Origin of the sequence: Nitrobacter sp. TKz-YC02 (assembly GCF_049852135.1) — a bacterium.
Classification (GTDB): Bacteria; Pseudomonadota; Alphaproteobacteria; order Rhizobiales; family Xanthobacteraceae; genus Nitrobacter; species Nitrobacter vulgaris.
Map to the genome: position 1 here is coordinate 1,661,464 of NZ_CP180728.1, position 18,830 is coordinate 1,680,293.

The following is an 18,830-nucleotide window of genomic DNA, read 5'->3' on the forward strand; positions in this document are numbered from 1 at the left end:
GCGGGAAGCGCATCTGCAATGCCGCTCGCTCCACTTTCGCCCGCTTCAAACGTCGAGAACGTTGCCGTGGTCTGCGGCCCCAACGGTTGTATCCGCACGGCGCCCGTCTACCGAGGATACGGCTACGGATATCGTGGCTATGGTGGCTACGGTGTCCGTCGCTATGGTTACGTGCACAGAAGTTACGGATACCATGGGGGTTACGGATACCGCCGGGGTTACGGATACCACCGAGGTTATCGCCGCTACTAGAAGATTTAGAGACAAGGGAAGCCCGCCGGGTTAGCCGGCGGACTTTTTTTGTTTTATGGATTCGGAAGCTGGTGGATAGTCCTTTCGGTCTGGAGGTGGCGCTCCGTGACGCTGTTAAGATGGCTCTGAACCATAAGCACCAATCGATGCAGACCGGGGCGGCCGGCTACAGGCAAGAATCCGGCGCGCGCATTTCGGCTATCAGACGAGTTCATTGAGAAGGTCGATGCTTGGGCGGCCCATCAGAAAGATCGACCCGGCCGCTCCGAGGTCGTCCGCCGCCTTGTAGAGATCGGGTAGAAGGCGAAGAACCCAAAATGAGACATCTGGTTTGGTTTATCGCCGCGGTGATGTTGCTGATGCCTGCCGCCGCCATGCAGATCACCAATGAAGTGAAATGGGATACCGCTGATTTCGTCATATTCGGCGGCATGCTGATCGCAGCGTGTCTCGCCTTCGAGGCGACGACGGCTTTGACAAACCGCGCTCGCTATCGCATCGCCGGCGGCCTCGCGATCGTAGCCACATTCTTTGTCGTGTGGCTGGAGCTCGCCGTTGGTATCATGGGCCCCGGCTAGACGAATTGCTAGGTTCGCGCTGAACCAGGAGATTTTGATGCACGAGACGTTAGGTCATTCCAAAGACTGTCATTGCTGGGGACGCCGCGGCTTCCTCAAATTTGCTGGCACGGCCGCAGCCCTCGGTGGTGGCATGCTCCTGACAAAAAATTCTTATGCCGCTGCCCTGACGCAGCAGCAGCGCGATAACTTTACGCCTCAACAAATCATTGAAGCGATGAAGGATGGAAATACTCGGTTTCGCAGCGGCGAAAGGAAGGATCGCAACTACCTGCGAGAGCAGGAATCCAGCGCGGAGGGACAGTATCCAAAAGCAGCCCTGCTCAGCTGTATCGACTCGCGCGCGCCAGCCGAGGTGATCATGGATCTCGGAATCGGCGATATCTTCAACGCTCGAGTGGCCGGCAACATAGAATCTGCCAACATCCTTGGAAGCTTGGAATTCGCTTGCAAAGTTGCTGGAGCTAAAGTCGTGCTTGTGATGGGCCATACATCCTGCGGCGCGATCAAAGGAGCGATCGACAACGTCGAATTAGGAAACCTGACTGGACTTCTCGCCAAGATCAAGCCAGCCGTGCAAGCCACGTCTTACGCGGGTGAACGGTCCGCTAAAAATTACGATTTCGTGGACGCTGTCGCTCGGACGAATGTCGGCATGACCATTGCTAATATTCGGAAGCAAAGTCCCGTCCTCATCGGTCTTGAATCCAGCGGTGCCATTAAGATTGCGGGAGCAATGTACAATCTCAAAACTGGCGCGGTGGAATTTCTTCCATGATCCCCGGCTCAGAAAACTGGATCGGCTCGATAGGAGAATCACCGATCACAATTTCAAGATTGCTGGAATATTTTAACCGGATGCTAACTGGCGCATGCCCCCAGCGACGGCGCTTTTTTGCGGAACTCTGACTCACTCCCCGCATTGATTCTCCGGACGGATTAGCCATCCGTTCGCGCTTCTGCCCTGACCCGCCGGTGATCCCCTTCGCCGGCGGGTTTGCACTGAGCAGCCGTTTCATTGTGAACTCGATCTCGCCGCCGGGCAGCTCGCGCGAAGTTTCACGCGTGTGCCGCGAAGGCTCAGAATCTTCGGCTCAACGACGATCGCGACGGCCGGATCATGCTTGGGCTCAAGACGCAGCTGGCGTTTGAGTTTTCAGACTGTCGACGGCGTGCACCGGCGGCATGTCACCCCGCATCAGGTGGGCGATTGCGCTGTATACCAATCGCTGGCTCTCGAGCTTACTCATGCCGGCGAACACGGGCGACGTCACTTCGATGCTGAAGTGTCCCCCGCCGCCGTTGACTGTGGCCCGTGAATTTTGAATCTGCTGCTCGATGGCCTCGCGCACCGCGTCGATGACGGAACCCTGAAAATCGGTTGGGTGGGATGACATAGTGCTCCTTTTTATATGGCAAATGTCGCGATCTGCGCCAACGAAACTCTGGAGCTCTCACGACGTATCTATCTCGCGGACGGATGTCCGTAGCCCCCGATAAATTGCCCGTCAACCGCGCTGCCTTCCCGGCGACTGTCCCGCTGGTCGCAGAATTCCGTCCCGTCAATGAATCCCGGACAGGAGCACGAGAAAGTCGTTCCGCCGAACACCCAGAACAACTCACCTCACCGCCTTGCGCATTATCCGGCCCGGCCGGTCCCTTGGCCGGGTGCCGTCTAATCATCACTCCGACTAGCCCGCCTGCCCGGCGGGCTTTTCTTTTCCGATAAACAAGATGCCGTCATAAGTGATGATTGCGCGCCCTTCGAATTCTTCGGCAAAACCGAGGGTAATTAGCCTTTGTAAAATGTGAGGCGACACAGCGCTTATTTCCACGTCTGCATTGAGTCGCGCGAGAGCCCTAAGCTCTCTCCTGGTAATTCTATCGGGTAAAAATCGGCCCATCCCCCTGACGAGATAATCCAAAGTTCCGCTTCTCTCTGTCCACTTTGGTACACAGCGAAACTTGCTGGGATCAAGGCACATCAGTTCGCATGTCCGCCGAGCGCGTGCGGGACGTTCGCGTCGAAAGACAACCTGAAGGCGATGCCTGAGTTCAAGTACTAAGCCTCGATCAAGGGCTCCAAAGCATTTGTTTTAGAGCCCTTCTTTGCTCGCGTACCCAATGAGCCAATGAAGGGCTTCTACAAACTCCGATGCAATGACCTGATACGGCGCCAGAGCCCCAGCCCATGTACCTTTCGGAAACGGGCGAGGTTTCATCATCTGCTCCGCGCCCGTGACGTGCCACTTTCACCCGCCCCGCAACGGAGATGCACAAACGACATCTCCGTCGCGAGTTCGTTCTGAGAACTCAGGCAACTCAAAAATAGCGCCGTCATTACTCAGCGCGGAATAACCCCAGCCTTAATTCTGGGTGCAGGTGCCCGACTGCCCGGTGCCCGGCTTGTAGGTGCCGCCATTGGCATTGCAGCCGGTTTTCAGCTTGGCGCAAAGGGCCTTATCCTTGCAGAAAGCATCCGACTGCGGACCAATGTCGGCAGCAAATCCCATCTGCTGGCCGGCCTGTGATGGTTTGGTGCAGACGCCTGACGAACCGTCCGGCTTGCTGGGCGAATATTTATAGCCGGCACCCTCACAGGCCGCCTTGAGCCGGGCGCAACTGAAATTGCTGTTGGGCTTGTCTCCCTTGCTGTTGCAACTGCCGACAGCCTGTCCGGCTGAGGTCGGCGGCGGTTCGGAGCGTATCGTCGCCCCTGGGTCCGGCTTGGTCATGGGCTGTGCCAGCGCGGCGGCCGAGGCGAAAATCAAGAGTGCTGCTGTAACGAGACTACGTCTGATCATCTTCGTTCCTCCGAGGCTACTTACGACAGATCGCCGGTCCTTGACCGACGTGAGACTTCTCATCTGACGGTGACAACGCTTCGGGGGTTCAAGGGCATTGAATAAATCGTTTGCGGATAGCCCGTCACCTTGGGCGACGGTCGCTGTTGAGCGTTTCGCGCAACAGCATTCGGGGGCTACCTCGCCCGCCTCAGATTTATTTGCTTGTTCCATCTCCCGCTGGAGATGATGCATTCCAATATTACCCCTCATCTCTCGCGATACGGAGTCGCGGAGGTGTTGGTCGCTTTCTTGACTGGCAAAAAACGTTTCGTTTCGCTATTTGGAGGCGCGTAAGACCCATGCCCGTGTTGATGTTTAGCGCGATCCTCGGCTGCGGCCTGCTCTTTTATGTCAGCTATCGCTACGTGCGAGCTCATCCCCCCATGCGGGAAGAGCAAGAGGCACCTGAAGATGCACCTAAAGAGATCGCGAAAGGCGATTGAGCGGCCGCGCATAGCGCTTTCTTGACGCGTGAAGCTGATCGCGGAGGGCGAAGCGCATTATCATGTTAAAGTGAATGATATAAAATGTTATTTAACAGACTGATAAATCATGGTTTTTAATCCCATCAGACGGCGTTCTGAATAGACAAAAAACCGCCCATATGCCCCCATACCCAGACGTGTATGGGAACGGATGCGTCGGTAACGCGCGGACTTGGGCCACACCGCCGTCCCCACCTAAACATGGGGAACAGCCAGGTGAGTGAAAACGACCCGACCGAATACGCTCTCGCGGCGATTGCGGTTCACCTCAACAAACCGGAGACATCCAACGAAGCCGACGCCGGCGGCGCACCTGAGGCTGAGACGGCAGAAGAGCCCGGCTTTGAACCGGAGGAGGACATACTAACGGCGGAGCCAGATGCGCCCCAGATGCCTTCCAGCCTCACTGAGGATGACAGCTACACGAAGTTCGGCCCCGGCCCACTCGTCGCCGTTCGGTTCAAGTGGACGACACGCCGCGGCGACAAAGACGAATATTTCGTCGATGAAACGATCGGAGAAAGTTCCTACCCGCTTGTCAGCGGTCCGATGACACACGAAGCCGCAATCAAGTTCGTCGACGACCGCGAACGTGACGCCTGCCAGCGGTTTGAAACTCTGCGAAGTGAGATGGCTGGCGGAGAAACCGGTCAGCGCGCCAGCGAATAGTTGGCGGCCCGACTGAAGAACTGACCTCTCTGAGCCGAACGTCATGCGGCTCAGTCGAAAAGGCGAGCGGCTTCCACCTCGACGCATTGTGAGTGACTTGGATTACATTCCGGAGATTCTAGCTCCAAGGTCGAACATACAATTCCGACAGGCATCTTCTGCCGGCGGGCCATCCTGGACCCCGCTGAACCAATAGATCAGAATTTTGATCGATCTTCTTGTTTTTGCCTCTTGAGCCCTGCCGTATGGGCGGGGCTTTGATGTCGTCAGCCGCTGACCTTGCCGGCATATTCCTCGTCGGTGACGTGCTCCATCCAGGTGACGGCACTTCCGTCAAGGGCTTCGTGCACCGCGATGTGGGTCATGGCGGTGGTCGGCGCGGCGCCGTGCCAGTGCTTTTCTCCCGGTGAGAACCATACCGTGTCGCCAGGGTGGATCTCGCGGATCGGCCCGCCCTCGGTTTGGACCAATCCGACGCCGGAAACCACGTATAGCGTCTGGCCGAGCGGGTGGGTGTGCCATGCTGTGCGCGCGCCCGCCTCGAACGCGACGCTCGCGGCGAGGACGCGCGAGGGCGCATTCACGGCGGCGATGATCGGCTCAACTGAAACCGTGCCGGAGAAGTATTCCTTGGGTCCAGGTTTTGCCGGCCGCGACCCTGCTTGATGGATATCCATGGTGATTCTCCCTGGGTTACCGCGTAACGACGGCGCTCTGAGCGCTGTCGCGCCTCTTCGCCGATTACAGCACCCTGTGAGCTCGCCATCAATAATTCATTGAATTTGCATACACTATTCTTGAGATTTCATTCGGTATTCCTGAGCGTCCGCTCGGGGCAACCGCGCTGGCGAACTTATTTGATCGGTCATGGACGCATCCTTGTCTCCGCCTCGCCTTCTGCCAAGCGGCGACGCCGCCATCACGGTGGAATTCGGCCGCGACATCGACGAGCAGACGAACCGTCGTGTGCTTGCACTCGATCGTGCGCTTTCAGACACGCCAATCGACGGCGTTACGGAAACGGTGCCAACCTATCGATCGCTGCTTGTTCACTACGATCCCGTTCGGATCGGTTTCGAAGAGCTTGGGGAACGCCTGTCGGCACTCGCGCGATTGCCAGTGCCTCCGACCACCCCGGCCCGGCGCTGGCGTATCCCTGTTGTCTATGGTGGCGAGAGCGGCATCGATCTGGAAGATGTCGCGAAGACGTTGAACATCACGCCTGAGGATATCGTGGCGCGTCATGTCGCCGGCGACTATCGTGTCGCCATGATCGGATTTACGCCGGGCTGGTCCTATCTTAGTGGCCTCGACCGTTCGCTACAGATGCCACGGTTGCAGAACCCGCGCTTACTTACGCCTTCCGGTGCAGTTTCGATCGGAGGTCTTCAGACGGGTATCCAGTGCCTCGCTGGACCCAGCGGCTGGCGCCTGTTGGGACGAACCGCTGTGCGTACCTATCAGCTCCATCGCAATCCTGTTTTCCTGCTCGAACCGGGAGACGCCATCACGTTTTATGCGGTCGACGGCAAGCAATTCGCGGAACAGAATCGCGCTGCCGAGCGCGGCGAGCTTGTCGCGCAGTTGGTGACTTCGTGAGCAAACTCGTCGTCACGGCGGCCGGACCCGCGACCTCGGTTCAGGACGGCGGCCGCTATGGCGCACAGCGCTACGGGTTGACGCCAAGCGGTGCAGCGGATCGCCTGGCGCTGGCTGCTGGTAACTGTCTGGTCGGCAATCTACCCTTTGCCGCTGCGGTTGAAATCGGCCCGTTCAGCACAAGCTTCGTGGTCCGCGAAGGCCCGGTACGCGTTGCGCTCACAGGCGCTGTGCGGGATGCTGAAGCTTCGGGCCGCTTGGTTTCGTTCAACGAATCATGCACGCTCGGTGACGGCGATAGCCTGACGCTCTCCGCTGCGCGCGGTGGTACCTTCAGCTATCTCGCGATCGAAAGCGGAGTGAAGGGTGAGCCGATGTTTGGCAGCCTCGCCGTTCATGCACGCGCTGGCCTTGGCAGTCCGTTTCCGCGGCCGTTCCAGGCCGGCGACGTGCTCGATGTGGATGCGGCAAGGGCTGGGGTCGAGCACCGAATCGAACTTCCTATTCAAGCCGATGGCTCGATCCGCGTCGTCATGGGTCCGCAAGACGATGAATTCGGTGATGCTATAGAACTGTTTCTTGGCAGCGAATGGAAAATCTCGGCGACGAGCGATCGCATGGGTTATCGCCTCGAAGGCCCGATTATTAAGCATCTTTACGGCCATAACATCGTCTCCGATGGCACCGTGAATGGCAGCATTCAGGTTCCCGGCAACGGACAACCGATCGTCCTGATGCCGGATCGCGGCACCAGCGGCGGCTATCCGAAAATCGCAACCGTCATTACAGCGGATCTCGGTCGCTTCGCCCAAATTCCCATGGGCCGCAGCTTTCGATTCAAGGCGGTCACCATCGCCGAAGCACAGGCTGAAGCACGCGCGATGGCGCGCCTATTGCGGGCATTGCCCGACCGTGTCTGTAAGGTGCGCAATACGGACATCAATGATGTGTTGCAAAATGCCAATATCGCCGGAACCGCGGTGAATGCATTCGACAGCGGGACGTGGCAGACTTGGCCGCCTTTGGAGCCATAAGGGTTCTTACTCCTCGCATCGGACGGACCATGACGATCGACCTCAACTGCGATCTCGGCGAGAGCTTCGGCGTTTGGCCGATGGGCGACGATGCTGCAATGATCAGGCTTGCGACCTCTGTTAACATCGCCTGCGGCTTCCACGCCGGCGATGCGGACACAATGAAGAAGACTGTCGATCTCGCCAAAACACACGGCGTTAGCATCGGCGCGCACCCTGGCTATCGCGATCTGCACGGCTTCGGGCGGCGGCCGATCGCCGGTCTTACGTCGAGGGAAATCGAAAATCTCGTCGCTTACCAGATCGGCGCTCTCCAGGCGATCGCCACTATGGCCGGGCACAGGGTCACGCATGTGAAGGTGCATGGCGCGCTGTCCAACGTGGCTTGCGAGGACGATACGACCGCGCGCGCGATCGCCTCCGCGATCAAGGCGGTCGACTCTGATCTCGTCTTCATGGTGCTTGCGAACTCGCGCCTCGTTACGGCCGGTGAGGCTGCCGGTCTGCCGATGGTGCATGAAGTGTTCGCCGACCGTGCCTACGAAGACGACGGATCGCTGGTGTCGCGGCGCAAGCCGGATGCGGTGCTGCACAACGCGGACGAGATCGCTCGCCGCGTTGTGAGAATGCTTCAATCCGGAGAGGTTATTTCAATCACCGGCAAGACGATCAAGATGCGCATGGACACCGTCTGCATTCATGGCGATACGCCGGGTGCGGTCAATGTCGCGCGTACATTGTGCAAAGCGCTCAAAGATAACGGCATCGCGGTCGCGCCGTTCAGGGCAATGAAATAATAGATTCGTCAGAACGGATGGACAGCGAGCGAGCCGAATACCACCGCGGCGATCAGGGCGAGCGAGCCGTACAGTGCAAGTGTCTGGAGCCGTAACATTGTTCGCTCGGTTCGCCCATTTAGGCTGCGGGCGCTAACGTTCAGGCGGTCGGATCGTTGTTGCATCTTCGGCCCTCCGGCTCAACACGGGCTACAATGAACGACGGTTCCCATCAGAGGCAAGATCGTAGAGGAAAATAGCGATACGATTCTTCAAAACGCGGCATATCCAGACAGAAATTCTCCCCTCCCCGTTGTACGAAAAATTCCATTCGCGGGCGGTCCGGATGCTGCGACATGATGTGCTTTTACGGCTTGAGGATTATGGCTCCTGTCGTCCGGCGACTTTCCAGGTCCGTTTGAGCTTTCGCTGCGTCCTTCAGCGCGTAGGCATGATTGATCTGAAGGTGCAGCTTGCCATTGATGACGGCGGCGAACAGTGTATCGGCGCCTTCAAGAAGCTCACTGCGCGTCGCCACATAGTCGTTCAGCTTCGGACGTGTGGCAAACAGTGAACCATGATTGGAAAGTTCAGCCAATGCAAACGGTGGCACTCGACCTGAAGCGTTGCCGAAACTGACGAATAGTCCGCGCGGCCTTAAGCAGGATAGCGAGCCTGGAAACGTGGCCTTGCCGACGCCGTCGTAGACCACGTCGCACAATTCGTTGCGGCTGATCTGTTTGACGCGCGCGACAAAATTCTCCTCCTCGTAAAGGATGACGTGATCGCAGCCATTGGCCAGCGCGAGGTCCGCCTTGGCCTTCGACCCTACGGTGCCGATGACGTTCGCGCCAAGCGCCTTCGCCCACTGGCAGGCGAGAAGCCCGATGCCGCCCGCCGCGGCATGGATCAGCACACGATGACCGTGCTCGACCTTGAAGGTCTTGTGCAGGAGATACCAGACCGTTAGTCCCTTAAGCATCAGCACCGCGCCCTGCTCGTAGGTGATGTGGTCGGGCAGTTTGACCAGCTTGTCCGCCGGGATGTTGCGGTCGGTCGCATAGCCGCCAAGATCAAAATAGTAAGCGACGCGGTCGCCGGGATGAAAATTGGTGACCCCCGGTCCAACGGAAACGACTTCGCCGGCGGCTTCATTGCCGACGATAAACGGCGTGGCCGGCATCTTGTAGAGCCCGCTGCGATAGTACACGTCGATGAAATTCAGGCCGATCGCATGTTGTTTGATGCGAACCTCGCCTTGCTCCGGCAAGGGTAAGTCCACGGCCTCATAGACAAGCGCCTCGGGACCGCCGACCTGATGAACGCGTACCGCCCTGGTCATCGTCCCCTCCCTGCCTTTTGCATCAAGAGCGAAAGACATTGGACTGATGTTGTCAACCAGCGAAACGCCTCCAGGAACTCAGCCGCTCGCTTTCTCGCGATTGCGCCTCGCGAGCACGTTGAACATTTCCACCGCCGCGGAGAAAGCCATCGCAAAGTAGATATAGGCGCGCGGGATGTGGAAATGGAATCCGTCGGCCACGAGCGCGACCCCGATCAGCACCAGAAACGCTAACGCCAGCATCTTGGTTGTTGGGTGTTTGCTGACAAACCGGGAAACCGGCCCCGACGCTAGGTACATGACGAAACATGCGATGATGACGGCTGCGATCATGATCTCGAGATCTTTCGCCATGCCGATCGCCGTGATGATGGAGTCAAGAGAAAACACCAGGTCGATGATAATGATCTGCACGATCACCCAAAAAAACGCCCGTGTTTTAGGCGCTTCGTGCACCTCATGTTCTTGCGCTTCCACCTCTCCATGAATCTCGTGCGTGGCCTTGGCGATCAGGAACAAGCCGCCGCCGACCAGGATGATGTCGCGCCAGGAAAATGCGAAGTCTTGCACCGTTAGCACCGGCTCGGTCAGGCCGATCAACCAGACCAGAACGGTCAGCAGAGCAATGCGGAAGATCACCGCCAGCGCCAGGCCGATCTGACGCGCGCGCTTCGCTTGCTTTGGCGGAATCCGCGAAACGATCACCGACAGGAAAATGACATTGTCGATGCCCAACACGATCTCGAGCACAGTCAGCGTCAACAGTGCAGCCCATGCTTCAGGGCTGGTCAGCAGTTCAATCATCAATTTCTGGCCTCAGGAGACGGATCACGGCATCGCCACAGACGATGTAGAGCGCAATGGCGCAAAGCACGGCGGTGACCGGCATTGCCACATTGAAATCGTTGGCAATGGTCATCATCGCAAGCGCAGCCCATACAGCGATCAGCGACAGATTGAAACCGCGAAACCGCTTCACCCGTACCGGATGCAATACCTTGAAGGGAACGAAAGTCAGTACGATAAGCGCAGCGATGGCGAACGCCGATGCCGCCGGCGATGGACGCAGCAGGAACAGATAGAACGCCGCGGCATTCCAGAGCGCCGGAAAGCCGCGAAAGTGGTTGTCCTCTGTCTTCATCCGGCGATCGGAAAAATAGAGTGCGCTGCTGATCACAATGCCTACACCCAGCAACGGTGCGGCGAGCGGAAGCAGCAGGCCGCTCGCGGTAATGGCATAGGCCGGAACGAATACGTAAGTGAGGAAGTCGACAACCAGATCCAGGGTTTCTCCGGACCAGTTTGGTTGCGCTGCTTCGACATTCAGCCGCCGCGCCATCGGCCCGTCCAGGCCATCGATCAGGAGCGCGAGACCAAGCCAAGTAAACATGACTGTCCAGTGCTCTCGCACCGCTTCCAGCATGGCGAGCAGCGCAATTCCGGCCCCACTAGCTGTGAAGACATGGACGAACAGCGCGGCAGCGCGCGACGTTCCGGGTCCGGGTGGCGGGTCCTGCCGGCTTGGTTGGCTCATTTGCACATCTTGCTATCAGGAATCGGACCGGTTTGTATAATGGTCGTTGCGGCGTTCCGCCGCGCGAGCGATCGGAAACGACTCCTGCCGGCTACGGCAATGCTCGTCTGCGGGCTTGAAAATGTCACTGCGAATGCCGATTGTTGATCCATGAATGAGAGTACGAAACCGGTTGCGATCTTTGATGTCGCGGTGGTGGGCGGGGGGCCTGCCGGATTGGCTGCCGCGATCGCCCTCTCCCGTGCCGGTGCACGGACGGCGCTGATCGCGCGGCGCGTTGGTTATGGCGATAATCGGACGACGGCCCTGCTCGGCGGTTCCGTCGATCTTTTGCGGCAGCTTGACATATGGCCCCGCTGCGAGGCCGATGCCGCCGCGCTCCGTGTCATGCGGCTCGTCGACGATACCCGGCGTCTTATCCGGGCTCCGGAGGTGCGTTTCTCCTCCGACGAGATCGGGCTCGATGCGTTCGGCTATAACATTGAAAACCGCACGCTGATGGCCGCCATGGAGGCGCGAGCCGTGGAAGCGGAAAACCTCACGCGGATCGACGGCGAGGCCGAGCACGTAACGCCGGACGATACTGTCGTCACCATCACAACCCGGCAGGGAGAGACGTTAACCGCTCGTCTGGCCATCGGCGCCGACGGACGGCAGTCGCTCTGCCGCAAGGCTGCGGGCATCGGCGTCACACGTCGCGCGCTCGATCAGGCCGCATTGACGTTCAACGTTGCGCACAGCCGGCCGCACAAGAACATTTCCACCGAATTTCACACGCCGCATGGCCCCTGCGTTTTCGTGCCGTTGCCCGGAGACCGCTCCAGCGTCGTTTGGGTCGCCTCTCCGAAGGAGGCAGCACGGCTCGCTGCGCTAACCGACGACGAGTTGGTCGAAGCCGCCGAACGGCAATCGCATTCGATCCTGGGACGGCTTCAGGTCGGCCAAGGGCGGAGTGTGTTTCCGCTAGGGATCGAGCAACCAGCGCGCTTTGCAAGCAACCGCATTGTACTGGTTGGCGAAGCCGCCCATGTATTACCGCCGATCGGCGCGCAGGGGCTGAACTTGGGCCTGCGTGATGCCGCCGATATCGCAGACGTTGTCCGCGACGCTCTCTCTTCCGGAAAGGATCCGGGCGCATCTCAGACTCTTGCGCGATTTGAAACGGCGCGGCGCAGCGACGTCCTAAGCCGGACGTTCGCGATCGACATGGCAAATCGGTCGCTGCTGAGCGATTTCCTGCCGATCCAGACTGCACGCGCGCTCGGGCTGCACTTGATCAGCAAGATCGGCCCGCTCCGACGCCTTGCCATGCGTGAAGGTCTTTCGCCGTCGTGGCGGCAACGTCCATACAGAGAAACCGGATTTGGCTCAGCTTGAACGGCCGCCTCGGCCGTCCCGGTTAGCGGAACCCAATTCACTCAGTTTTGCCTCTAGCTTAGGCCGCAATCCTGGTCTATTCGACCAAGGATGATGAAAGCGCGTATCGCCAAATTCCAGATCGGCCAAATCGTTCGCCATCGGATTTTTTCGTTTCGTGGCGTGATCTTCGATATCGATCCGGTCTTCAACAACACGGAAGAATGGTGGCTCTCGATCCCGGAGAATGTCCGGCCGCACAAGGACCAGCCGTTCTACCATCTGCTTGCCGAGAACGCGGATTCTGAATACGTGGCTTATGTGTCCGAGCAGAACCTTCTGCCAGACGATTCCGGCGAGCCAATTCGGCATTCGCAGGTCACAGAAATTTTCGTCAAGGACAAGTCCGGGAGCTATCGCCCTCGCAACCCGTCCCTGAACTGAGGGCGTAGTTACTCGTCAACAAAAAAGCGCTCCGCGAGGAGCGCTTTTTCATTTGCGTGTTTGAAAAATCTATTGCTTGGCGGTAGGTGCGCCCGCGCTCTGCTGAGTAGCTTCGAGCTTCGCGCGTGCCTCAGCGGCTCGCTTTTGCAGTTCTTCCTGGAGTTTCTTCTGGGTCTCCTCGAACACCTTGGGGTCGGTCGGCGGGCCGTCATAGGCCTTCGCGAATTCAGCGAGCGGCAGCGGCAGCGTCAGCGGAGCCCCGTTGGAATTGATCGCCTGCACAATCAGGTTCTGGCCCTTCTTCATGTGGCCGAGCATATCTGCTGTCAGTTCATAATCAGACATGCAGCCGTTGGTGAAGCAGATCACGTAAGGGCTCTGCTGCGGCGGATTACTGTCGATAATGATCCGCGTTCCGTGGACGAGCTGCATCCCGAGCGGCAGCGTCACGCGAAGAATCTTCTTCGGCTCGCCTTCAGGCTCAATGATGACCGCTGCGATCACAGGTTGGCCGGATTCGATCCGTCCATCCTTGCCGGTGAAACACACCTGCTTGGCCTTCTCGTCCTTCCCCTTCAGGCAGAACTTGGTCCAGGGGGCATAGATCAGCTGCACCTGCTGGTCGGCTGGCGCTGCTTGAGTCGCTGGCGCGGCCTGAGCTGCTGGCGCTGCCTGAGTTGCTGGTGCTCCCTTTGCGGCCGCCGGTTTGCCTTTGGATACGGCGGGTGCTTGCTGAGCGAAGGCGTCCGACACAAATGGAGCGGCTACGAGCGTCACCGCGGCGAACAAGGCAAAGGCCCGTCCGCGAGGCAAAGCGGATGCGGTCAAGAGACGAAAATTCATTGCGGAAAACCCTTTCCTGAACGCCAGCGGTCTCGATTCTATCATTCGCATTTCGTTTCAGCGAGCCTTACGAGTGTTTAGAATCGAAGGACCGCTTGCAACCCAATTGCTGGTGGAGCTTCGAATTCGACATTCGCGTTCCCGACGCGGTCGGCTGACGAAAATGCCGAATTCACTCCACTAAGACCTGCCCCCGAAGGGCGGGCGTCGGTGCAGACCATTCGGCGGCTGTCTCTTAGTGAAATGAGGCGGTTACGTGACGGTTCGCACTATCATGGACAATTGCCAGCCTTCAATACTAGGGCGCATAAAAAGATCAATGGCAACATACGTTTTTTGACATCCCTTCAAACCGCGTCGCGGCGGTTGTGATAAAATTTTCTGTGCGTAAGTTCGAATCAAAACGGACCCGGTGTTTTCGATCGATACCGCGTTACCGCGGCCGGACAGGAGTGTGTCTGGCGCTCGCAGTCGGGCTGCTCGCTGCCGGATACCAAGGAGTTTCGGCGAATCCCGGCTACGCCATCGCAATGCATGGCAAACCGGTCTTGTCTCCTGATTTCAGCCAGATGCCCTATGCCAATCCAGACGCTCCCAAGGGCGGCCAGCTGGTTCAGAGTGTTCCCGGTAGCTTCGATAGCCTCAATCCCTTCATCGTCAAAGGCGTCGCGCTTCAGCAAATTCGAGGGTTCGTGGTCGAGAGCCTGATGGCCCGAGGCAACGACGAACCTTTCACGCTCTATGGCCTGCTGGCGGACAGGATTGAAACCGACGATGCCCGAACTTACGCCACCTTCCACCTCAACCCGCTGGCGCGTTTTTACGACAAACAACCCGTTCGTGCCGAAGACGTGCTCTTTTCCTGGCAACTCCTCCGGGACAAGGGCCGCCCCAATCATCGTCAGTATTATTCGAAAGTTGCAACGGCAGAGGCGATCGATGAGCACACGGTGCGTTTCGATTTCGGTGGAACCGTGGATCGCGAGCTGCCCCTGATCCTCGGCTTGATGCCTATTTTGCCGAAACATGCCATCGATGCCGCTACTTTCGAACAGACCTCGATGACACCCCCGTTGGGGTCCGGGCCGTATCGCGTGACCTCAGTCAAGCCTGGAGCCAGTGTTACGCTGACGCGCAACCCGGACTACTGGGGGCGCGACCTGCCGATCAACCGCGGCCTGTGGAATTTCGATGAGATCAGGTTCGATTTTTATCGGGAAGCCAATAGTCAGTTCGAGGCCTTCAAGCGCGGTTTGTATGATTTTCGTGTTGAGACTGAACCGCTGCGCTGGCACGAAGGGTACAACTTTCCGGCTGCGGACAATGGCCAGCTCGTTCGCGAAGCCGTCAAGACCGGCCTGCCCGCGCCCTCGGAATATCTGGTGTTCAATACGCGACGGCCGATATTCTCCGATATTCGCGTCCGCGAGGCGCTCACGCTGCTATTCGATTTCGAGTGGATCAACCGAAACTATTTTTTCGGACTTTACAGCCGCGCTGGCGGCTTCTTTGCAGGATCGGAGCTATCCGCCTACGCACGCGCTGCTGACGAAGGAGAGCGGTCGCTGCTGGAGCTGTTTCCGTCGGCCGTGCAGCCCGACATTCTCGACGGCAGCTACCGCCTTCCGATGACCGACGGTTCGGGCCGGGACCGCGAGGCCCTGCGGGCTGCCCTCGCCCTTCTGTCGCAAGCGGGTTATGAGTTTGACGGCACGGTTTTACGTCATCGCTCGACCAAAGTGCCTCTCGCCTTTGAAATCCTGGTGACCACCCGCGATCAGGAGCGAATCGCGCTGACTTACGCGCGTGATCTCAAGCGGGCCGGAATCGACGTGTCCGTGCGCTCAGTCGATGGCGTGCAGTTCGATCAGCGGCGGCTCGGGTTTGATTTTGACATGATCCAGAATCGCTGGGATCAATCGCTGTCGCCCGGCAACGAGCAGTCCTTCTACTGGGGCAGCGAAGCCGCCGACACTCCGGGTACCCGAAATTACATGGGCGTGAAGAACCCGGCGATCGATGCCATGATCGCAGCCATGCTCAAAGCCCGGCAGCGACCCGACTTCGTCGATGCGGTTCGCGCACTCGACCGGGTCCTGATGTCCGGATTTTATGCAATTCCGGTCTATAACGTTCGAGAACAATGGATCGCGCGCTGGAATCGGATAGAACAACCAGCAGCGACCGCGTTGACTGGATATCTCCCTGAAACATGGTGGCGAAGGCCGCCGAAGCCGGGCAAGTGACCTCGTGCTCCAGAACAATCCATCGCCCACGCTGGATGAACTATTCGACCGTATCCTTGCCAGGCAGCCGGATCAGCCGGCGCTGATTGATCCGCCCGACAAGTTGCGGGTTACGGGACAACCGCCGCGGCGTCTGACCTTTGCCCAGGCAGATCGGGCCGTATCGGCGTTGGCGGCCCACTTTATCGACGCCGGTTTGCCGGCCAATTCCGTCATAGCAGTACAATTGCCGAACACCATCGAATTGGTGCTGACAGTGCTTGCCGCCTATCGCGCCGGTCTGATCGTCGCGTTATTGCCCCAGCTTTGGCGGCAGGCTGAACTCACTGTTGCGATCAACCGAACGGGCGCGCGCGCGATCGTCGCCATGGGCAATATCGACGGTGTCGATCATGCCGATCTGGCGATGAAGGCGGCTGCGGAAGTCTTTTCTGTCCGTCATGTCTGCGGCTTCGGCAGCAATTTGCCGGAAGGAATGGTTCCGCTGGATATTGCCGTCGATAGGAAAATCGACAACTCGCGGCTCGCGGTTCAGGATTCGCGCCGCGCCGCGCTGGTGACGTTCGAGGCCTCGGGCTCAGGCTTTCTCGCGGTGCCACGAACCCATGTAAACCTGATTGCCGCCGGGCTCGCCGTGTTTCTCGAGAGTGAATTGCCCCAGAGCGCAACAATTCTCTCGGCTCTCGCACCGTCGTCGTTCGCCGGACTGACTTCATCATTCGTGATGTGGCTGCTCAGCGGCGGCACGCTGGCGCTGCATCATCCCTTCGACGAGGATGTTCTCGCGCAGCAGATCGAGACCGAACGTTGCGACACGCTGGTCGCGCCAGCTCCGCTGGCATTGCGGATGGCGGAAGCCGGCGTTCTGTCATCCATGCCGAGCCTGCGTCATGTTGTGGGGCTCTGGCGAGTTCCGGAACAGGTGGGGTCGAGTGCGCTCTGGCCCGACAACGGGTGTCAGATGACGGACGTCTACCTGTTCGGTGAGGTGGGTCTTTTCGCGGCTCGCCGGGCGGAGGATGGCTCCCCTGCCCCCATCATGCCCGGTCCTTACCGGGCGCCGCCTCAGGTTCCCATATCATCGACGGCCGGCGAAATCGTTTTGACTCCGAACGGAACGCTGGGGCTACGGGGACCGATGGTTCCGATCGCGGCTTACGCCCCGTCGGAACGGCCGTCCGATACCCTCGGGTCGCTATCTCAACCGGACTTCGTGGATACAGGTTATGCCGCACGGATCGATCGTGCCACAGGCGCCATCGCCATCACGGCCCCGCCCGCTGGTGTCATGGCCGTAGGTGGCTACAGGTTTCTTGCACCGGATCTCCAGGAGTGGGCACGACGGCTCGGACCGAACGCCATGCTGACCGCGCTTCCCGACCGTCTGAGCGGCCATCGCCTTGCCGGGCGAGCCAGCGACAATACTCGCGCTCGCGAGGCGCTCACTGAACTGGGGTTGAACCCGTTGATGGTGGAAGCGTTTCGCGATCGTCGGGTGACCGACTGATCGAATCCGGCACCATTCATTGACGCTGCATTAAGGGCAACAAACTAGGATCGTAAGCCTTGGTACGTATCCGGGGTCGTGAAAGATGTCCCAGCAAGGCCCGCTCATCGTTATCTCACACGGCGAGCGACGAGCGTCCCTAGTCATCCCATCATGCCAGAGCATCTTTCCCGTCATCGACATCGATTGGTCGGAAGCATCTGAGGGCATCGAACTCCTTCAACCTGCAGCCGTCTTTGTCCCCACGACCGAAGGCGCGGGCGGGGGATTGGATCGCCTTGCTGATCAGCTTGCTGCGATGCAGCCCTACGTTCCCCTGATCGTCGCCGATCCCGAAATGCCCTGCCCGGACAACGCGCTTCCGTTCTCGCTCCTAAACGGAGGGATCGATCGGTTCGACAGGCGTCTCAATGCGGCGCTACGCGTGCGAACGCTTCACAAGACCGTACTTCGGCGGCTTGCGAGTAATCCGGCGGTCCCACGCCTGCCGGATTCGAACCCGATCGGGGATGCGACCGTTCTCCTGATTGGGCGCGGCGCCGCTTATCCCACGCTATCGGTTGCTTTTGGCGAACGGCTCGGCGTCGTCGGGGCGCTCAGCATCGAGGTAGCGGCGAAGCACCTCAACGCGCGCGATCTGGACGGAATCATTATCAGCGAAGGGTTCTCTCAGCGTGTGGTTGACGCGCTGTTGACTGTACTGGCTGAAGACTCGCGCTTTCGTAATTTGCCGATCGCGGTTACGTCCGGCGGCTCGTTGGCGAACTATGATCTTCCCAATCTCGAAGTGATGTCAGGCGAGCCCTATCGCGTCGTAAGCACATTTCTCCCGTTGGTTCGGCAACAAGCTTTCGAAGCCCGTCTCCGTCGTACGCTAAGGTCCATGGATGCGGGCGGTCTCCTGGACCCACGAACCGGCCTTCTGACCCTGGATGCCTTCCACCGTGAACTAAACTCGGCAATCCATCAGACCAGATCCAGTGGGGCAAACATCTCTGTTGCCCGCTTCTCGCTTGGCCAGAAGCATGAACGCTCACTATTCGATGCAGCTCGTATTCTGAGCCGGCTGATGCGGCGAATGGATTTCGGTACGCTCGAAACCGACGGCTCGATCGTTGTGGTCTTCGCCGACGCCGATTTGCGCAACGCCCAGATGATCGCGCGACGGCTTTCGAGCGTGATGAAGCATACGACCCACAGTGTTAAACGAGCAATGCGGGTCGATCCCCAGGTCGCCCTGACGGCATCAAGATCCGATGACTCCGTAGCGTCGCTTCTCAGCCGCTTGAATGAGAAGGCGCGTGCTGCGTCATGATAGC

Annotated in this window: 21 protein-coding genes; 12 read left to right on the forward strand and 9 right to left on the reverse strand. The window is 59.0% G+C overall.

Annotated elements, in window-relative coordinates; translation table 11 throughout:
- Nucleotides 1-569 precede the first annotated feature (569 nt).
- Together ACM561_RS07915 and ACM561_RS07920 are read left to right on the forward strand one after the other, a co-directional pair.
- Nucleotides 570-830, forward strand: a complete 261-nt coding sequence (locus ACM561_RS07915; protein ID WP_425909258.1) for a hypothetical protein — start codon at nucleotides 570-572, stop codon at nucleotides 828-830.
- 37 nt (nucleotides 831-867) lie between these two features.
- Complete coding sequence (locus ACM561_RS07920; RefSeq protein WP_425909260.1) at nucleotides 868-1,608, forward strand: carbonic anhydrase family protein; 741 nt, start codon at nucleotides 868-870, stop codon at nucleotides 1,606-1,608.
- Here the strand turns inward: ACM561_RS07920 and ACM561_RS07925 are convergent.
- From ACM561_RS07925 to ACM561_RS07940, 4 genes are all read right to left on the reverse strand, one after another.
- Complete coding sequence (locus ACM561_RS07925) at nucleotides 1,577-1,849, reverse strand: hypothetical protein (protein ID WP_425909262.1); 273 nt, start codon at nucleotides 1,847-1,849, stop codon at nucleotides 1,577-1,579. The two genes, ACM561_RS07920 and ACM561_RS07925, sit on opposite strands and share 32 nt — an antisense overlap.
- A gap of 111 nt (nucleotides 1,850-1,960) precedes the next feature.
- Nucleotides 1,961-2,227, reverse strand: coding sequence for a BolA/IbaG family iron-sulfur metabolism protein (locus ACM561_RS07930; protein ID WP_425909263.1), 267 nt, complete (start codon nucleotides 2,225-2,227; stop codon nucleotides 1,961-1,963).
- Between the two features lie 294 nt (nucleotides 2,228-2,521).
- Nucleotides 2,522-2,755, reverse strand: coding sequence for a hypothetical protein (locus ACM561_RS07935; RefSeq protein WP_425909264.1), 234 nt, complete (start codon nucleotides 2,753-2,755; stop codon nucleotides 2,522-2,524).
- A 441-nt stretch (nucleotides 2,756-3,196) separates the two neighbouring features.
- Nucleotides 3,197-3,634, reverse strand: coding sequence for a hypothetical protein (locus ACM561_RS07940; protein WP_425909266.1), 438 nt, complete (start codon nucleotides 3,632-3,634; stop codon nucleotides 3,197-3,199).
- A gap of 341 nt (nucleotides 3,635-3,975) precedes the next feature.
- On the opposite strand from ACM561_RS07940, the gene ACM561_RS07945 reads away from it, so the two are divergent.
- Entirely contained in the window at nucleotides 3,976-4,119 is a 144-nt protein-coding gene (locus tag ACM561_RS07945) for a hypothetical protein (protein WP_425909268.1), read from the forward strand.
- Nucleotides 4,120-4,377: 258 nt separating this feature from the next.
- On the forward strand, nucleotides 4,378-4,830 hold the full coding sequence (locus tag ACM561_RS07950; RefSeq protein ID WP_425909270.1) for a hypothetical protein: 453 nt from the start codon (nucleotides 4,378-4,380) through the stop codon (nucleotides 4,828-4,830).
- Between the two features lie 266 nt (nucleotides 4,831-5,096).
- Here the strand turns inward: ACM561_RS07950 and ACM561_RS07955 are convergent, their stop codons facing one another.
- Entirely contained in the window at nucleotides 5,097-5,507 is a 411-nt protein-coding gene (locus ACM561_RS07955) for a (R)-mandelonitrile lyase (RefSeq protein ID WP_425909272.1), read from the reverse strand.
- Between the two features lie 190 nt (nucleotides 5,508-5,697).
- Here ACM561_RS07955 and pxpB point away from each other — a divergent pair, with 190 nt between their 5' ends.
- Genes pxpB through ACM561_RS07970 form a run of 3 tightly spaced genes read left to right on the forward strand, consistent with a single transcriptional unit; the run spans nucleotide 5,698 to nucleotide 8,260 of the window.
- Nucleotides 5,698-6,429, forward strand: a complete 732-nt coding sequence (pxpB, locus tag ACM561_RS07960) for a 5-oxoprolinase subunit PxpB (RefSeq protein WP_425909274.1) — start codon at nucleotides 5,698-5,700, stop codon at nucleotides 6,427-6,429.
- Nucleotides 6,426-7,463, forward strand: a complete 1,038-nt coding sequence (locus tag ACM561_RS07965) for a biotin-dependent carboxyltransferase family protein (RefSeq protein WP_425909276.1) — start codon at nucleotides 6,426-6,428, stop codon at nucleotides 7,461-7,463. Before pxpB ends, ACM561_RS07965 begins: the two co-directional genes overlap by 4 nt.
- A 29-nt stretch (nucleotides 7,464-7,492) precedes the next feature.
- Nucleotides 7,493-8,260 (forward strand): LamB/YcsF family protein, encoded by a 768-nt coding sequence (locus ACM561_RS07970; protein ID WP_425909278.1) that lies wholly within the window; start codon nucleotides 7,493-7,495, stop codon nucleotides 8,258-8,260.
- Between the two features lie 346 nt (nucleotides 8,261-8,606).
- Here the strand turns inward: ACM561_RS07970 and ACM561_RS07975 are convergent, their stop codons facing one another.
- The 3 genes from ACM561_RS07975 to pcsA form a co-directional block, all read right to left on the reverse strand.
- Nucleotides 8,607-9,581 (reverse strand): quinone oxidoreductase family protein, encoded by a 975-nt coding sequence (locus ACM561_RS07975; RefSeq protein ID WP_425909280.1) that lies wholly within the window; start codon nucleotides 9,579-9,581, stop codon nucleotides 8,607-8,609.
- A gap of 78 nt (nucleotides 9,582-9,659) precedes the next feature.
- Nucleotides 9,660-10,385, reverse strand: coding sequence for a TerC family protein (locus tag ACM561_RS07980; RefSeq protein WP_425909282.1), 726 nt, complete (start codon nucleotides 10,383-10,385; stop codon nucleotides 9,660-9,662).
- On the reverse strand, nucleotides 10,378-11,115 hold the full coding sequence (gene pcsA, locus ACM561_RS07985; RefSeq protein ID WP_425909283.1) for a phosphatidylcholine synthase: 738 nt from the start codon (nucleotides 11,113-11,115) through the stop codon (nucleotides 10,378-10,380). The genes ACM561_RS07980 and pcsA overlap by 8 nt, the downstream gene beginning before the upstream one ends.
- Nucleotides 11,116-11,265: 150 nt before the next feature.
- On the opposite strand from pcsA, the gene ACM561_RS07990 reads away from it, so the two are divergent.
- Both ACM561_RS07990 and hspQ read left to right on the forward strand, forming a co-directional pair.
- Nucleotides 11,266-12,492, forward strand: coding sequence for a UbiH/UbiF family hydroxylase (locus ACM561_RS07990; RefSeq protein ID WP_425909285.1), 1,227 nt, complete (start codon nucleotides 11,266-11,268; stop codon nucleotides 12,490-12,492).
- Nucleotides 12,493-12,582: 90 nt separating this feature from the next.
- The gene (gene hspQ, locus ACM561_RS07995; protein ID WP_425909287.1) at nucleotides 12,583-12,915 is read left to right on the forward strand and encodes a heat shock protein HspQ; all 333 of its coding nucleotides are present in this window, start codon (nucleotides 12,583-12,585) and stop codon (nucleotides 12,913-12,915) included.
- Between the two features lie 69 nt (nucleotides 12,916-12,984).
- On the opposite strand, the gene ACM561_RS08000 is transcribed toward hspQ, so the two are convergent.
- Nucleotides 12,985-13,758, reverse strand: coding sequence for an invasion associated locus B family protein (locus tag ACM561_RS08000; RefSeq protein ID WP_425909681.1), 774 nt, complete (start codon nucleotides 13,756-13,758; stop codon nucleotides 12,985-12,987).
- A gap of 530 nt (nucleotides 13,759-14,288) precedes the next feature.
- Here ACM561_RS08000 and ACM561_RS08005 point away from each other — a divergent pair.
- The 3 genes from ACM561_RS08005 to ACM561_RS08015 all read left to right on the forward strand — a co-directional run bounded on the left by ACM561_RS08005 (nucleotide 14,289) and on the right by ACM561_RS08015 (nucleotide 18,826).
- Nucleotides 14,289-16,004, forward strand: coding sequence for an extracellular solute-binding protein (locus ACM561_RS08005; RefSeq protein WP_425909289.1), 1,716 nt, complete (start codon nucleotides 14,289-14,291; stop codon nucleotides 16,002-16,004).
- A gap of 4 nt (nucleotides 16,005-16,008) precedes the next feature.
- On the forward strand, nucleotides 16,009-17,511 hold the full coding sequence (locus tag ACM561_RS08010) for an AMP-binding protein (protein WP_425909291.1): 1,503 nt from the start codon (nucleotides 16,009-16,011) through the stop codon (nucleotides 17,509-17,511).
- An 85-nt stretch (nucleotides 17,512-17,596) separates the two neighbouring features.
- Nucleotides 17,597-18,826, forward strand: a complete 1,230-nt coding sequence (locus ACM561_RS08015) for a GGDEF domain-containing protein (RefSeq protein ID WP_425909292.1) — start codon at nucleotides 17,597-17,599, stop codon at nucleotides 18,824-18,826.
- The last annotated feature ends 4 nt before the right edge of the window (nucleotides 18,827-18,830 follow it).

Bases quoted from the DNA above. Each gene is read 5' to 3' on its own strand.
- ACM561_RS07915 (WP_425909258.1), top strand. From the start codon at position 570: ATGAGACATCTGGTTTGGTTTATCGCCGCGGTGATGTTGCTGATGCCT.
- ACM561_RS07920 (WP_425909260.1), top strand. From the start codon at position 868: ATGCACGAGACGTTAGGTCATTCCAAAGACTGTCATTGCTGGGGACGC.
- ACM561_RS07925 (WP_425909262.1), bottom strand. From the start codon at position 1,849: ATGAAACGGCTGCTCAGTGCAAACCCGCCGGCGAAGGGGATCACCGGC.
- ACM561_RS07930 (WP_425909263.1), bottom strand. From the start codon at position 2,227: ATGTCATCCCACCCAACCGATTTTCAGGGTTCCGTCATCGACGCGGTG.
- ACM561_RS07940 (WP_425909266.1), bottom strand. From the start codon at position 3,634: ATGATCAGACGTAGTCTCGTTACAGCAGCACTCTTGATTTTCGCCTCG.
- ACM561_RS07945 (WP_425909268.1), top strand. From the start codon at position 3,976: ATGCCCGTGTTGATGTTTAGCGCGATCCTCGGCTGCGGCCTGCTCTTT.
- ACM561_RS07955 (WP_425909272.1), bottom strand. From the start codon at position 5,507: ATGGATATCCATCAAGCAGGGTCGCGGCCGGCAAAACCTGGACCCAAG.
- pxpB (WP_425909274.1), top strand. From the start codon at position 5,698: ATGGACGCATCCTTGTCTCCGCCTCGCCTTCTGCCAAGCGGCGACGCC.
- ACM561_RS07970 (WP_425909278.1), top strand. From the start codon at position 7,493: ATGACGATCGACCTCAACTGCGATCTCGGCGAGAGCTTCGGCGTTTGG.
- ACM561_RS07975 (WP_425909280.1), bottom strand. From the start codon at position 9,581: ATGACCAGGGCGGTACGCGTTCATCAGGTCGGCGGTCCCGAGGCGCTT.
- ACM561_RS07980 (WP_425909282.1), bottom strand. From the start codon at position 10,385: ATGATTGAACTGCTGACCAGCCCTGAAGCATGGGCTGCACTGTTGACG.
- pcsA (WP_425909283.1), bottom strand. From the start codon at position 11,115: ATGAGCCAACCAAGCCGGCAGGACCCGCCACCCGGACCCGGAACGTCG.
- ACM561_RS07990 (WP_425909285.1), top strand. From the start codon at position 11,266: ATGAATGAGAGTACGAAACCGGTTGCGATCTTTGATGTCGCGGTGGTG.
- hspQ (WP_425909287.1), top strand. From the start codon at position 12,583: ATGATGAAAGCGCGTATCGCCAAATTCCAGATCGGCCAAATCGTTCGC.
- ACM561_RS08000 (WP_425909681.1), bottom strand. From the start codon at position 13,758: ATGAATTTTCGTCTCTTGACCGCATCCGCTTTGCCTCGCGGACGGGCC.
- ACM561_RS08005 (WP_425909289.1), top strand. From the start codon at position 14,289: ATGCATGGCAAACCGGTCTTGTCTCCTGATTTCAGCCAGATGCCCTAT.
- ACM561_RS08015 (WP_425909292.1), top strand. From the start codon at position 17,597: ATGTCCCAGCAAGGCCCGCTCATCGTTATCTCACACGGCGAGCGACGA.